Genomic DNA, 15,306 nt, shown 5'->3' with positions numbered 1-15,306 from the left:
CCTTGAATCAAAATATTCCAACATCTGAAATTCAAGATTTTATAAGTCAAAATTTAAGAACGGACCTTATATCCATTTTATTGAAACCTTTGAATTTCAAGGGTGTGACCAATAAGGAAATTGCAGAACAAATTGAAGCTAAGATTAAATGCAAGGATAAACTACCCACTTGGTTTGGCACCCCAAATATTTATTACCCCAACAAACTAAATATAGAACAGACCTCTTCCGAATCCACCGCCCAATATAAAACAGGTTTGCTTAGTGGCAGGTCGCTTTTGGATATGACAGGCGGCTTTGGGGTGGACAGTTATTTTTTTAGCCTTTGTATGGAACAGGTGCATCATTGTGAAATGAACAGGGACCTATCTGAAATAGCCGAATATAATTTTAAGGTTTTGGGCCGGACCAACATCCATACCCATGCGGTGGACGGAATAGATTTTTTAAAGAATTCAGACCTTGCTTTCGATTGGATATTTATAGATCCCTCTCGTCGACATGATGCCAAGGGAAAGGTTTTTCTATTATCCGATTGCCTTCCAAATGTACCCAATAACCTAGAGGCCATTCTTGGGAGGGCAAAAAAAATTATGATAAAAACCTCCCCTCTATTAGATATATCGGCTGGTCTAAAGGAGTTGGGCTCTGTTAAAGAAATACATATTGTTGCGGTTAAAAATGAAGTAAAGGAAATACTATGGATATTGGAACGAGACTATAAAAATGAAGTTTTGGTAAAAACGGCAAACCTAAATGGCTCGGCAGTGGAAAAGTTCAGCTTTTCCCTTGATGATGAAAAATTAGCGTCCTCCAACTACTCCGACCCACAAGAATACTTATACGAACCCAATTCTGCCATCTTAAAGTCAGGCGCTTTTAAAACCGTTGGAAGGAAATTTGATCTGTACAAGCTACACGATCACTCACATTTATACACAAATAGCCAACTATTGGCATTTCCTGGACGGACATTTAAAATATTAAAAACCATCCCCTTCAACAAAAAAGAAATCCAAAAACTAAATTTACACAAAGCCAATATTACGGTGCGTAATTTTCCAATGAGCGTAGCCGAAATACGAAAAAAGTACAAAATAAAGGACGGCGGGGAAGCCTATCTGTTTTTCACCACCAATTCCGAAGGTGAAAAAATTGTTGTGCATTGTCACAAAGCATAGGGTTCCTACGCATTGCATTCAAATTAACCGTGAATTGACCGAATATATCTCTAGCCATATTTGTGCGACTCTCTCGGGAAGGTTATCGGGAGCTCATTCTTCACTATGCCCGAGTGACTGCCCCAGTCATTTCAAAACCTACATTTTTTAAAAATTATGCAAATTTGGATATGAAATAACAACATCAACGGAAGCTTTTGCGACGAAGCTATTCCGATCAATGGAAAGGCCTGCGTTTCTAACCTGTTCCGACTTCTCCTTTATCGAAGCCACCTTGTCCTCCCGCGGAAAACGCGGGACAGGCCTAATAAGGGGAAGGTGCAATTTTTGGTATTTCTTCAATAATAATTTTCAGCACCTTCCCTTGGCCAAGGGAAGGTGGATACTCAGCTAGTAGCCGAAAAGACGGAAGGAATCGGAAGCCTAATTAAGTATTAAGCGAAATTACAAGGTTTGCATGCACACCTCAAACCTCCCGCATATACCAAGGACATGAAATGCACAAAATCTTTGAAACACCTTCAATCGCAATCCCATTTAAAGTTGGCCACCTTATCATTTGACGCGGTACCCAGATTGTAATGCCACCATTCCGTTCTAATGGACCAAAAACCATATTTTTCCATAGTTTCCTTCAACATCAACCTATTGTTTAAGATAATTTTCGGCAGGTCCAAGTTATCATGATAAGCCCTTTTACCAAAAAAATCAAAATCGGTCCCCATATCCAATTCCTTCCCGTCCAAGGTTACCAAAGTAATATCCACCGCGCCACCCTTGTTATGTATGGACCCCTTAACAGGATTGGCTACATACTGCGGATTGGGAACTATGGCCCACATTTTATATTGTACATCATTGGGACGATAACAGTCGAAAAACTTTATTTTAAATCCTTTGTCCATGAATTCCTTATTGGCCAAAAGCAGTGCTCTGGCCGTTTTAACCCTAGTGTAACATTCCGCACAATCATAGACCTTGGCCTTTAAAAAATTATTTTCTGTGGCATATCGAAGGTCGTACACAAAATCATCACTGTAATCGGCTAGCCTAACAAACAGGGTATCGGCTAGTCCTTCCAAAGATTTTAGTTTGATTTTTGGCACTACCTCTTTTTTCCTGATATCCATTATTAGTGAATCCACCACCTTCAATTCCGTTTCAACATCATTCTCAATAATCTTGTCTACCGCTACTTCCTTACACCCCAAAATAAGCGCCATGGCCAAAATGGCCATTCCAGTAAATGCTGTCCACTTGTAATTCATATTTTCCAGTACCAATTGTAATTCTTTTTATTCCCAGGTTACATATGCCTCCCCACAGCAAATAAACAAAAAAGCCCCGAAACAGGGGCTTTTTATATATTTAATAGGATTTACAATAACTACTGATCCTTCCCTACTCCCAATTCTAATGGACCTAGGTCAGAAGGTTACCCTTATCGTCCCAGGTAGCAATTTCGTTTCTGGTACTATGATCTATACATTTAGCGATCCATTCGGGATCGTAGGCCACACCATGCTGATTTAACACGTCCTCCGGAACACCATCCCATACGTTAGGTGAATTTCCCTTATAGCCGAGTTCGGCCACTCCCACTTTGGAAGAATAATAACCGGAAACCGTCAATCCACGCATCAAATAGAAAAATTGTATTTCAAGTGGTTGCTCGTCCAACGATTTATCAGGATCATGGTAACATATGGTATCCAATATTTGCTTTTGTTGATCTAAGGAAATCAACTTAAATTCGGTTCCGAAATCGGAATTGCTCTTATGGTCCAACCACATTAGCCCCCCTTTTAACGTTAGCTGCAGCTCCGGGATATCCTTGCCCATAAATTCTATAAATTCTGGGACCTCTGCCTCAATGGGCCCTCCATTAGGTTCCCTAGGAGGGAGTATTACGGTACTCAATACCGCTATGGTCTCCATTTCATGTTCCGTAAATAGCTGTTCTGCATTTAATTTTTCTATAAGCTCCAACTCCTCCGGGGTACGACCAAAATAATGCGTGTTTTCAGCTGCGGCAACGGCTTCGTTTGCCGTATCAGTTCCATCGGTCTTACAACCATGAAAGGCCAAGGCGGATGCGCCCGCACCAAGAATTATTGTTTGTATACTCTTTCTTCTATCCATGGTCTAGATATTTTGCTGTTTTAATTGTTCAATAATATAATCACTGGCGCGCCAAGATAATGCCAAAATGGTCCAAGTACAATTCTTATCCGCTTGGGAGGTAAAAGGTCCCGCATCCACTATAAATACATTGTCCACATCGTGCAACTGATTGAATTTATTGGTAACCGATGTTTTGGGATCATTGCCCATTCTTGTAGTACCCACTTCGTGGATAATACGACCAGGAGCCTCTAGCCCATAATCACGATCTTTTCCCGGCTTTTCTCCTAATGGCTCTGCCCCTATATTATGGAAGATCTCCTCAAAGGTGTCCTGCATGTGCTTGGCCTGATTTTTCTCGAATTGGGACCATTTGTAATTAAACTTCAATACGGGAATACCAAATTGATCCACTGTAGTAGGGTCTATTTCACAATAGTTTTCCTTACGGGCAATACCTTCGCCCCTTCCGGCAATACCCAGTACGGACCCGTAATATTTTTTCACATCGTCCCGTAAGCTATCTCCATAACCCCCTACTTTGATCCCAAAGAACTTATTGAACTCATTGGGATTAAAACTAAAACCATAGCCAGGCATCTTCATGCCTCCGCCGACTTCGATATGATATCCCCTAGGAAAATCCAACTTGGAATTATCTCCCCACCATGGAGAGTACACATGGTTACTGCCCACCCCATCTTCATTATAGGATACTTTTCTGTTCATCAATGACGGTACAAAAGCAGCTCTACTGGCCCCGGTAGAATCGTGCAGGTACTTACCTACAACATCACTACTATTTCCTAATCCGTTAGGATGCTGTTTACTTTTTGAATTCAAGAGAATACGGGCGGAACTACAGGCTGAAGCTGCCAAAACCACAACCTTGCCTTTTAATTTATACTCTTTTCTATCATCCTTACTAATGTAAGACACGCCTGTTGCCTTGCCCTCTTCGTTGGTGGTCACTTCCCGCACTACACAATTGACGAATAATTTAATACGGCCACCGCTTTTTTGCGCTGGAAATATAAGACAACTTCCCGATGAGAAATCGGCATAAACAGAACAGGAACGTGAACATTGTCCGCAGTAGAAACACACGCCACGGTCCGCATTAATTCTTTTGGTAAGCATGGAGAGTCTACCTGGAATAGTAGGTATTCCCGCCTTTTTAGCCCCATTTATATAGAAAATCTCATGTAATCTCGGTTTTGGAGGAGGAAGGAAAAATCCATCTGGATCGTTTTCCAGTCCTTCATTGGTGCCAAATACCCCAATTAATTTATCTACCTTATCATAATACGGTTTAACATCATCATAACCTATAGGCCAGTCCTCACCATGACCGTCCCTGGTCTTCCCTTTAAAATCCTTTGGTCCAAAACGCAGAGAAATTCGCCCCCAGTGGTTTGTACGCCCCCCTAACATATGTGATCGAAACCAGTCAAATTCGGTACCAGGTTCACGGGTATAAGGCTCTCCTTCTATCTCCCAACCGCCATAAGCGGCATCAAATTCGCCAAAGGCCCTAGTAGTACCGGCTCCCCTTCTAGGAGATTCGTAATTCCATTTTAATTGATTCATGGTTTTGGGGTCTGCCGGATCAAAAAATGGTCCAGCCTCGACAACCGCAACATTGAGGCCGGCATCGGCCAACTGCTTAGTGGCCATTCCACCACCTGCACCCGAGCCGACAATTATTACATCATAAATTTCTGAGGATTCTTTTATCTGCATATTAGATTAAATTAATATTGAACTTCAATATAAGTTGAAAACGGAATCAAATTAGAATTTTTTAACCAAACAACCTCAAAATTCATGTAATTTGATATAAAACCATTGATAATTGATAATATATTATTAAAAGAGGCAATTCCTTTAATACAATCCTTATAATTTAGGATCCAATTCCTTTACTTTCAAACCTAAGGAATAACAAAATTATTTTTAACAAGCTTTATGGCATTTAGCCATTACAATCTACAGCCCGGCTTCCACAGATTTTATTCCCGTAAAATGCAAATAGCCTATCTACTTACCTTCACCAAATAAAAAAGCCCCTATAGAGAGGCCTTTGAATTAATATCAATAATATTGGGAATGGGTAGGAAATTATTTTAACCCCTTTAAATACTCTAAACTCTTTGGTACCTGTGCAACAACCCGGGAACATTCGTCCTCAATGAACATATACTTGATGCCCAACTTCTTGGCCTCCGCTACAACTCCTGCTATATCTACTTCCCCAGTTCCCAAAACCACATTTGTTTCCACATCGGCATGGCCGGTATTATCTTTCTTTGTTCCTTTTTCCATGTCCTTTAAATGCATTAAAATAAATTTGGAAGGATACTTTTTAAGTAGTTTAAGTGGATCGACACCTGCGTGATGTACCCAATACACGTCCATTTCAAAATCGAAATAATCGGCATTCTCCGCCATATAATCGAACAAGGTACCATCTTCATATGGCCTAAACTCAAACCCATGTGCATGATAGGCCAATTTTAATCCATTTTTCCTTAAAAGCTTTCCCGCTTTATTAAAGACCTCAACTGCCTTTTTGGTATCTTCTATACCAAAATTATTTCCATCGTGTGGTATCCACGCGCACATTACGTAGGTAGCACCATAACTTTTGGCTTTTTTTACAACCTCTTCCGGGGTATTTGCCAAATCTTCGAAGCCAGCTCCAATGCTGACCACCTTCAAATTATTTTTGGCAAGCAAGCCTTTAAACTTCTCCTCTGGCATCCCATAGGTATCTCCTCCTTCCAAAACAGTAATACCCCAGTCATTTATCAATTTTAAGGTACTTGGAACATCTTCCTTAAATTGATTTCTAAGACTGTATAACTGCAATCCAACTTCTTGGGCTATTACATTTGTAGTTCCGAAAAAAAATATGCCTATTAATAAAAGCCATAGAACCTGTAATTTCTTCATGTTATTTATAATTACATTTATTCCATACAACACTTAGTAGCTTCTAGGTCAACAAATTACCTTCGTCGTCCCATTCCGCCATTTCGTTACGCTTACTTTGGTCCACGCATTTGGCCAACCATTCAGGGTCATAGGATTTTCCATGCTTTGCCAAAACATCTTCCGGCACACCGTCCCAAACATTGGGCGAATTACCTTTATAACCTAAATCCTCAATGCCCTCCTTGGAGGTATAATAGCCTGTAACAGTCAAATTACGGATTAGGGAAAAGAATTCCTCCTCATAGGATGGATTCTCCTTATCCGGAAATGCTATGGCATCCAAAATTTCCTTTTGTTGGGCTTCAGCCGCAGTTTTAAATTCCACACCATATTCCTTATTGCTTTTATGGTCCAACCACATAAGCCCCCCTGCAAGAGGAGTTTGGTATTCAGGAATATCCTTTGCCATGAACTCTATAAAATCTGGCACTCCAGCATCCGTTGCACTGCCATATGTGCCGCTGGCCGGTATTATTAAAGCGCACAACACTCCCAAGGTCTCCAATTGATGTTCATTAAAAAACTGTTCCGCATACAGCTCTTGCAGCAATTCCTTTTCTTCCGGGGTACGCCCAAAATGTTTTTCATCCTGTACCAAAGCATCGGCAGCTTCAGCCTCTCCTTCTGTACCAGGCTTGCATCCATTTATTGCCAATCCGCCAGCTACACCACCAAGAATAATGGACTTTATACTTTTTCTTCTATCCATAATACTAGATATTTTGTTTTTTCAATTGCTCAACTATGTAATCTGATGTTCTCCAAGCCAAGGCCAAGATGGTCCAGGTAGGGTTCTTATCCGCTTGGGAGACAAAGGGACCCGCATCAACAATAAAAACATTATCCACATCGTGCATTTGTTCCCATTTATTAACTACAGATGTTCTAGGATTATCCCCCATCCTCGTAGTACCTACCTCATGGATAATTTCTCCAGGGTTAAGCAAACCATAATCACTATCTTTTCCTGCCGCTTTGCCTATGACCTGTCCACCCATATTGTCAATTATTTCCTCAAAGGTTTGCTGCATATGCCTGGCTTGTAGACGTTCGTGATCGGACCACTGATAATTAAAGCGCAATACTGGAATACCAAATTCGTCAACCTTTCCTGGGTCAATTTCACAATAGTTACTTTCCAAGGCAATAGATTCCCCACGTCCGGCAAAACCGATCATTGCCCCGTAATATTTCTTTACATCCTCTCTAAGGACATTGCCATAACCCCCAACTTTTTCACCTAAAAACTCATTCAGCGCATTTGGATTAAATCCAAACCCGTAGCTTGGCATCCCCAAACCGCCCCATATTTCTATATGATAACCTCTGGCGAAATCCAGTTTTTTATTGTCCAACCACCAAGGTGTGTACACGTGCATACCGCCTACACCATCTTCGTTATATGTCTTTCTGTTCATTAAGTCAGGTACAAATCCTGTCATTCCTCCTCCAGTGGAATCGTGCAGATACTTTCCAACAACTCCACTACTGTTGCCCAGTCCGGCCGGATGTTGCTTACTTTTAGAATTCAATAGGATTCTTGCGGTACTACAGGCCGATGCAGCCAGGACAACAATTTTCCCCTTTAGACCATATTCCTTACGATCCTCCTTATTAATATAAAGTACCCCCGTGGCCTTTCCTTCTTCATTGGTAGTTACCTCGCGTACCATGGCGTTCACAAAAAGGTCTATTTGACCTCCATTCTTTTGCGCAGGGAAGATTAAACAACTTCCTGATGAGAAATCGGCATATATTTGACAAGACCTACCACATTGTCCGCAATAAAAACAGACCCCTCGATCGTTGTTAATCTTTTTTGTCACCATGGACATCCTTGATGGGATGACCGGAATATTGGATTTCTTGGCTCCATCTATATAATACAGTTCATGCAATCTCGGTTTTGGCGCAGGAAGGAAAAACCCATCCGGCTCATTTTCCAAACCTTCCTTAGACCCAAAAACACCAATTAACTTGTCTACCTTATCATAATATGGTTTCACATCTTCATAACCAATGGGCCAGTTTTCTCCAAGACCATCAATATCTTTGTGTTTAAAATCACGTTGACTAAAACGCAAGGAAATACGTCCCCAGTGATTTGTTCTACCCCCCAACATTCGAGACCGAAACCACGAAAATTTCGATCCATTTTTTTGGGTATATGGTTCCCCATCAATTTCCCAACCACCATATGCTGCATCAAATTCTCCAAATGCCCTTGTTGTACTGGCACCTCTACGCGGTGATTCATACGGCCATTTTAATTGTGTGATTTGTTCAGGGTTTTTAGGATCAAAAAATGGACCCGCTTCCACCACGGCCACTTTTAGTCCGGCCTCGGACAATACTTTTGTAGCCATACCTCCACCGGCACCCGACCCAACTATGATTACATCATAAATAGTTGAAGATTCTTTTATCTGCATACTTCGAAGAATTAATTTAGAGGTTCAATATAAGTTTAAAAGGAGTTTAATTTAAAATTTTTTATCCGAACAACCTCAAAACACATGTAATTTGACACAAAACCAGTGATTATCGGCAAAAAATAAATAAAGAAAACAAGCAGGGCAAATACCCTTCCTTAAATTGTCCCGGACCCATTAAAAATACGCGATTAGGTTTCAAAAAACAAATCGCCCTGGCCATTATTTATAAAAACAATCTGCTTCCTAGAAATTTTTCAATTGCTCCAGAGCTTCCTGGGTAGTGGCCACCGGTAATTTACAGGTGTGGTCCTGACAAACATAAATAAAAGTCCCATCATCAGCATAACGTCCTTTGAACAAAGGCAACTCGCTACTTTTATTACTACCTACAATTAGGGTATTTGGTAAATTGTACTGCTGTAATTCGGCCAATAACTGCTTGGCATCATCGCCTACAACCGCAATTTCATAAAAGGGCAATGCTGATTTGAGCAACAAGGAATTCCATTTGGAATAGTTATAGGCATTTTCCTCCAAAACGGGAATCATGGACGAAAGCATTGTCCGGGCCTTAAGCGTGGCTTCCTTGTTGTAATCTATATGCCCTAAAAGAAGCAAATTCTCGGCCATAACAGCATTGGGCGAGGGCAATACCCCGTCATCGGTCTTAATTATTTTCGCAATTAGTTCGTTACTGGAGTTAAAACTGTACATGCCCGAATTCTCATCTGCAAATTTGGTTTTTGCTATTTGATTCATGTTTTTAGCAAAATCCAAATAAGTCGAATCCATTGTTGAACCGTACAATTTTAAACTGGCATTGGCCAAAAAGGAATAATCTTCCAAAAATCCATCACTCTTTTTACTCCCCTTTTTGAAGGTATGTACCAACTGATTTTTGTCCAGACTATTTTTCTCTATAAAACGAAACACATCCTCCGCTTTATCCAAATAAGTAATTTCCCCAAAAGCATTATAGGCATCAACTAGGCCCGTAATTAACAGGGCATTCCAGGAGGTAATGATCTTATCATCGGTATTGGGGCGAATTCTTTTATTTCTTTCGGTTAATAATTTTTTTTGCCATCGGCCTAGGTAGGCTTCCCAATCTTCGGTAGAAATATTATTTTCCTTAATAAATTCCGCATCGCCTGTGGTCCTGGAAAGAACATAGGCATCATTTTCCCAAATATTGGAACGCTTTATATTGAAATATTTGGCAAACAATTCAAAATCCGAACCTAGAATAGACTTTAGTTCCTCTTCTTTCCAAACATAAAATTTACCTTCCTCACCTTCACTATCAGCATCGATAGCAGCATAATAACCCCCATCCGGGTTTTTCATTTCCCTATTCAAAAAAGAAATGGTCTCCTCCACGACCTTTTTATACAGCGGCTCATTAAATACCTTGTAAGCCTTGGAATAAAGGCTAATTAACTGGGCATTATCATATAACATTTTCTCGAAATGTGGCACCTTCCATTGTGCATCGGTGCTATACCTATAAAATCCCCCGGCTATATGATCGTAGACCCCTCCCCAGGCCATTCTGTCCAGTGTGGTCTTAACAAAGCTTTTGGCCGACTCATCATCCGTAAGAACAGCATAATCCAACAAAAAATCCAAATTAACGGGAATCATAAATTTTTGCGACCCTTTATTTCCGCCCCATTTCAGATCCCAATTATCCTTCCAATTTTCGACGCTTTTCTTTAAAACATCCGGGGTTAACATTCCAAGATCGGAAACAGGCTCTATTAGATTTACTTCCTGTATCCCCTGAGCCACCATATCGGCATATTCATTGGCTTTTTTTGGGTCATCCTTATATAACTTACTAACCTCTGCCAAAACCTTGCTCCATTGTTCTTTGGTATGGTAGGTGCCTCCATAAATGGGCTTTCCGTTAGGCAGCGTAATTACATTCAAAGGCCATCCACCGTTGCCATTAATAAGTTGTAATGCAGTCATATATACATGATCCACATCCGGTCTTTCTTCCCTATCCACTTTTATGCTGATAAAGTTTTCGTTCATCAACTTGGCCACTTCCTCATCTTCAAAAGTTTCTTCTTCCATAACGTGACACCAATGACACGAAGAATACCCCACACTAACCAATACCAACTTATCTTCCTTTTTAGCATCTTCCAGAGCCTTTGGACTCCATGGCCTCCAATTTACAGGGTTATGGGCGTGTTGTAATAAATAGGGGCTGGTTTCATGAATAAGGTCATTGGTGAACTTATGGTCTTTTTTCTGACCTTTTATATCGGAACAGGAAAATATGATCATTGTCATCACAAAAAATAGATTAACAAAATAAAACCTAAGGTTATAACTTCGCATCATAAAAACTAAATATCGTTTAGTTTTGAAAAATACAACAATTGATTTCAATTATTGTAGAATCAGATAAAGTTCTACCGCTATTTGATTGTTAATTTCTGGACAAATTCAGCTTTATTTTGCTTTACAAACCATTCATAAAGTTCATCACTTTCATAGGCCTTGTCCCACGCGTTGTGACCAACACCCTTATAAATTGTGAAATTCACATCATAACCCATTTCCTTTAATTTGGCTACCATTTCTACAGATTCCGATATTGGGATCGATTTATCCTGATCGCCGTGAAAGACCCTAATAGGCATATTTTTATTTATCCATGATGCATAGGGTACTGGTGTCATTCCACAAACTACGGCTAATGCGGCAAATTTATCCGGATATTGAACGGCCATTTCCCAAGCTGCCCCACCACCCCTACTGAGCCCGGTAAGGTATATTCTATTTTCGTCCACTTTGTTTTGGGCAATAATGGTATCCAAGAGTTTATTAACCGCTCTGGTGTTCCACCACATTTTTTCGTTGGGATTCTGGGGAGCCAGAATTAAAAAAGGAAATTTTTTGCCATGGGCAATTAGTTTGGGGGGACCATTGCGCTTAACGGATTTTAATTTTCCTCCAGATTCACCTCCACCATGCAAAAAAAGCAATATAGGAAACTTCTCGTCCGCATTTAACTCATAATTTTCAGGGTAATATAGATAGTACCGCAGTGTTTCCGAAGTAGCAACCTCCATCTCGGAATGTACTAATTCTGGAGAAGATTGGGAGGCGCAACCCTCAAAAATAAATAGGCAACAAAAAATTAATACTTTTGGTTTCATCTAATAAAATTTGTTCTTCGTTCTAGGCCAAATGGAATTTACTAAAAAACATATAGGAGGCATCAACTTTTTATTACGCCCACATTGCATGTTATTTTAAATAATATTCCAAAGGAATTATTGTGATTATCATACACCGTTCCAAATTCTTTGGAAATCTGCAAATTGATGCTATTTTATTCAAAATACTGTGTATATACGTTTATTTAACATTCTGGATCATTCGTTAAACAAAAAACAGAATAATAGTTATAAAAGTCAAAAAGTGTTTTCTATTAGAGTTTTCAGTTTTACTTTGGTACTTTTATCGAGGATAACAAATATTTTAGTATGAAGAAAGTAATCACTTTCGGAGAAATACTCCTAAGACTATCAACTGAAAGACACCTTCGTTTTTCGCAGGCAACCAATTTCAACGCTACCTATGGAGGCGGAGAATTTAACGTAGCCGTATCTCTGGCCAATTATGGTTTTAACACCGAATTCGTTACGCGCTTGCCAAAGAACGATATTGGGGATTGTGCCCTACAAGAAATAAGGAAATACAACGTAGCTACCACGAATATACAGTTTGGCGGTGACCGTTTGGGCATTTATTTTTTGGAAACTGGTGCAGGTACACGCGGTAGCAAGATAGTATATGACAGGGTCAGCAGTGCCATAGCGGAAATAGAGACGAACACCATCGATTGGGAAGCTGTCTTTAAAGGCGCCGATTGGTTTCATTGGAGCGGAGTAACACCAGCCATTTCCAGTAATGCAGCGGCTGTTTGTTTAGAAGCGGTTAAGGCTGCCCATAAAATGGGAATCACCATTTCCTCCGATTTAAATTATCGCTCCAAATTATGGAAATATGGGAAAGATCCAAAAGATATTATGCCTGAACTACTCAAGTACAGCAATGTTATTTTAGGTGATTTGGATACTGCATTTTTCATGACAGGTCAGGAAAAGCAAGATCCGGATTATCAAGATATGGACTCGTTGCCCGAACTATACGACCTCTTATACAAAAACTCACCTGATCTAAGTTATATAGCCACTACACTCCGTTATTCGGTAAATGCGTCCCACCAAAAAATTGGAGGAATCCTATATGATGGAAAACAAATACATTACGCAAAAATTAGGGAAGTAACCCCAGTGGTAGACCGCGTAGGTAGTGGCGATGCCTTTATGGGAGGATTGATATATGGTCTGCTACAGGATTCAATAGACAATCAACACACTATCGATTTTGCTGCAGCAGCTTGCTGTATAAAACACACCATTACAGGAGATTTTAACTTGGCCAGCCTTGAAGAGGTAGAGCTTTTGGCAGGAGGGGAATCTTCTGGAAAAGTAAGCAGATAACCACAAGAAGATTCATATGTCACAGTTTACGAGAATTGAAGTTGCCACCTTAATGAAAGAAACGGGGCTTGTTCCCTTATTTTATCATCCAGATGTGGAGCTAGGAAAAAGAATATTAAAAGCATGTTACGCCGGTGGTGCTAGGCTAATAGAATTCACGGCACGTGGAGATTTTGCCCACGAAGTTTTTGCGGAACTAAATAAGTTCGTCATAAAGGAACTGCCTGAAATGGCGGTAGGTGTGGGATCCATAACCGATGCGGCAGCCGCTTCGCTATATATGCAAATGGGTGCCAATTTTATTGTAACCCCTTCTTTGCGTGAAGATATTGCCTTAGTATGTAATCGCAGAAAGGTTTTATGGAGCCCTGGATGTGGCTCCCTAACAGAAATCAATAGAGCTGAGGAATTGGGCTGTGAAATCATAAAATTATTTCCCGGCGCCAATTACGGACCAAGTTTTGTTAAAGCCATAAGGGGACCTCAACCATGGACCAACGTGATGCCCACTGGGGGTGTTACCTTGGAAGAGTCCAACTTAAAAGGTTGGTTCAATTCAGGAGTCACCTGTGTAGGCATGGGCTCTAACCTAATTAGCAAATCGGTATTGGAAAATAAAGATTACAGCGCCTTGGAACAGACCGTACGTGAAACACTGGCCCTAATAAAGAAAATACGGAATTAGTATTTGAGCCCATAAATCGACTTCCAAATGTATTAGTATATAAAACCCTCCAATTTAGTTCAAAAAAGGAGGGTTTTACGTATAATCTGTTCGCTATTTTCCTAGAACTAGGATTTATTAAATCTTAAAGGGACTTTCTTATTCCCAATTCGAGTCCTCTTAATTCTGCAAGACCTCTAAGCCTTCCTATGGCAGAATAGCCTGGGTTTGTTTTTTTCCTAAGGTCATCCAACATTTTATGTCCGTGATCTGGTCGCATTGGCATTCGAAGATCCTTCCTTCCGGAAGCGCTTCTTTTTTGTTGCTCTTCTACCAAAGCCTTCAGCACACCATACATATCCACGTCCCCGGCCAAATGATCGGCTTCGTGAAAATTACCCTTTTCATCCCGCTCTGTACTTCTCAAGTGCATAAAGTGAATACGATGGCCTAAGCGCTTTACCATTCCCACCAAATCGTTGTCCGCCCTAACCCCAAAAGACCCGGTACAAAAGGTTAGTCCGTTATTGGGGCTATCCACTGCATTATACAAATCCAAAATATCCTGCTCCGTACTTACCACCCTTGGCAAGCCCAGGATGGGATATGGTGGATCGTCCGGGTGAATGCACATACGTACCCCTCCTTTTTCGGCAACCGGAATAATACTCTCTAAAAAAGAAAATAGATTTTGCTTTAATTCTTTGGCTCCAACATGTTCATAGGTGGCCAATATCTTATTAAATTCCTTTAGGCTATAACCTTCCTCTGCTCCTGGCAGGCCAGCAATAATGTTTTGGACCAATTTTTTGCGATCCTTCTCAGAGGTTTTTTCAAAATAATCCTTGGCAGCTTTCTGCTCCTCCATGGTATATGATTTTTCCGCACCAGGACGTTTAAGCAAGAACAGTTCAAAAGCGGCAAAAGCATCCTTTTCAAACCTCAAGGCCGTAGATCCATCTTCCAACTCATAATCCAGATTGGTACGTGTCCAATCCAAAACAGGCATAAAATTGTAACAAATTGTATCTATTCCACAGGAAGCCAAATTGGCTATGGTAATCTTGTAGTTTTCCACATATTGCTGATAGTCCCCCTGTTGTGTCTTTATACTTTCATGTATGGGAACACTTTCAACCACGGACCAGGTCAAACCTACCGCTTCAATCGTTGCTTTTCTTTTCTTTATTTCCTCCACTGGCCAAATGTCCCCATTGGGAATGTGATGTAGGGCGGTAACTACGCCGGTAGCTCCGGATTGCTTAATATCCATCAAAGAAACAGGATCCTTGGGCCCGTACCATCTCCATGTATTTTCTAAAGTCAAACTCATTAATTTTAATTTTTTAAATAAAACATAACCCCAAAAGCAACAA

General features: G+C 40.4%; 12 protein-coding genes. 3 read left to right on the top strand and 9 right to left on the bottom strand.

From position 1 onward, the window contains the following. Nucleotides 1-2: 2 nt before the first annotated feature. Entirely contained in the window at nucleotides 3-1,181 is a 1,179-nt protein-coding gene (locus MWU78_RS03895; RefSeq protein ID WP_246995168.1) for a class I SAM-dependent methyltransferase, read from the top strand. Between the two features lie 521 nt (nucleotides 1,182-1,702). Here MWU78_RS03895 and MWU78_RS03890 read toward each other — a convergent pair. From MWU78_RS03890 to MWU78_RS03855, 8 genes are all read right to left on the bottom strand, one after another. Further along, the gene (locus MWU78_RS03890; RefSeq protein ID WP_246995166.1) at nucleotides 1,703-2,449 is read right to left on the bottom strand and encodes a M15 family metallopeptidase; all 747 of its coding nucleotides are present in this window, start codon (nucleotides 2,447-2,449) and stop codon (nucleotides 1,703-1,705) included. 154 nt (nucleotides 2,450-2,603) lie between these two features. Next, the gene (locus MWU78_RS03885; RefSeq protein ID WP_246995164.1) at nucleotides 2,604-3,323 is read right to left on the bottom strand and encodes a gluconate 2-dehydrogenase subunit 3 family protein; all 720 of its coding nucleotides are present in this window, start codon (nucleotides 3,321-3,323) and stop codon (nucleotides 2,604-2,606) included. A 3-nt stretch (nucleotides 3,324-3,326) separates the two neighbouring features. After that, nucleotides 3,327-5,048, bottom strand: coding sequence for a GMC family oxidoreductase (locus MWU78_RS03880; protein ID WP_246995162.1), 1,722 nt, complete (start codon nucleotides 5,046-5,048; stop codon nucleotides 3,327-3,329). Between the two features lie 378 nt (nucleotides 5,049-5,426). Next, a complete protein-coding gene (locus tag MWU78_RS03875; RefSeq protein ID WP_246995160.1) occupies nucleotides 5,427-6,260 on the bottom strand; it encodes a sugar phosphate isomerase/epimerase in 834 nt (277 codons plus the stop codon). 43 nt (nucleotides 6,261-6,303) lie between these two features. Continuing rightward, nucleotides 6,304-7,011 carry a gluconate 2-dehydrogenase subunit 3 family protein gene (locus MWU78_RS03870; RefSeq protein WP_246995158.1) on the bottom strand — a complete coding sequence of 236 codons (708 nt, stop codon included), beginning with the start codon at nucleotides 7,009-7,011 and terminating at the stop codon, nucleotides 6,304-6,306. Nucleotides 7,012-7,015: 4 nt separating this feature from the next. Further along, nucleotides 7,016-8,734, bottom strand: a complete 1,719-nt coding sequence (locus tag MWU78_RS03865; protein ID WP_246995156.1) for a GMC family oxidoreductase — start codon at nucleotides 8,732-8,734, stop codon at nucleotides 7,016-7,018. 246 nt (nucleotides 8,735-8,980) lie between these two features. Next, nucleotides 8,981-11,092 carry a thioredoxin domain-containing protein gene (locus MWU78_RS03860; RefSeq protein ID WP_246995153.1) on the bottom strand — a complete coding sequence of 704 codons (2,112 nt, stop codon included), beginning with the start codon at nucleotides 11,090-11,092 and terminating at the stop codon, nucleotides 8,981-8,983. Between the two features lie 77 nt (nucleotides 11,093-11,169). Further along, nucleotides 11,170-11,913 (bottom strand): prolyl oligopeptidase family serine peptidase, encoded by a 744-nt coding sequence (locus tag MWU78_RS03855; RefSeq protein WP_246995151.1) that lies wholly within the window; start codon nucleotides 11,911-11,913, stop codon nucleotides 11,170-11,172. A gap of 330 nt (nucleotides 11,914-12,243) precedes the next feature. On the opposite strand from MWU78_RS03855, the gene MWU78_RS03850 reads away from it, so the two are divergent. Both MWU78_RS03850 and MWU78_RS03845 read left to right on the top strand, forming a co-directional pair. After that, the gene (locus tag MWU78_RS03850; RefSeq protein WP_246995149.1) at nucleotides 12,244-13,266 is read left to right on the top strand and encodes a sugar kinase; all 1,023 of its coding nucleotides are present in this window, start codon (nucleotides 12,244-12,246) and stop codon (nucleotides 13,264-13,266) included. 16 nt (nucleotides 13,267-13,282) lie between these two features. Then, nucleotides 13,283-13,951 carry a bifunctional 4-hydroxy-2-oxoglutarate aldolase/2-dehydro-3-deoxy-phosphogluconate aldolase gene (locus MWU78_RS03845; RefSeq protein WP_246995147.1) on the top strand — a complete coding sequence of 223 codons (669 nt, stop codon included), beginning with the start codon at nucleotides 13,283-13,285 and terminating at the stop codon, nucleotides 13,949-13,951. Between the two features lie 124 nt (nucleotides 13,952-14,075). On the opposite strand, the gene uxuA is transcribed toward MWU78_RS03845, so the two are convergent. Then, on the bottom strand, nucleotides 14,076-15,263 hold the full coding sequence (gene uxuA, locus MWU78_RS03840) for a mannonate dehydratase (protein ID WP_246995146.1): 1,188 nt from the start codon (nucleotides 15,261-15,263) through the stop codon (nucleotides 14,076-14,078). Between the last annotated feature and the right edge of the window lie 43 nt (nucleotides 15,264-15,306).

It is taken from the genome of Arenibacter sp. F26102, from assembly GCF_023015865.1.
Classification (GTDB): Bacteria; Bacteroidota; Bacteroidia; order Flavobacteriales; family Flavobacteriaceae; genus Arenibacter.
The sequence above is the reverse complement of the archived record's forward strand: the minus strand, read 5'-3'. Positions and strand labels throughout refer to the sequence as shown.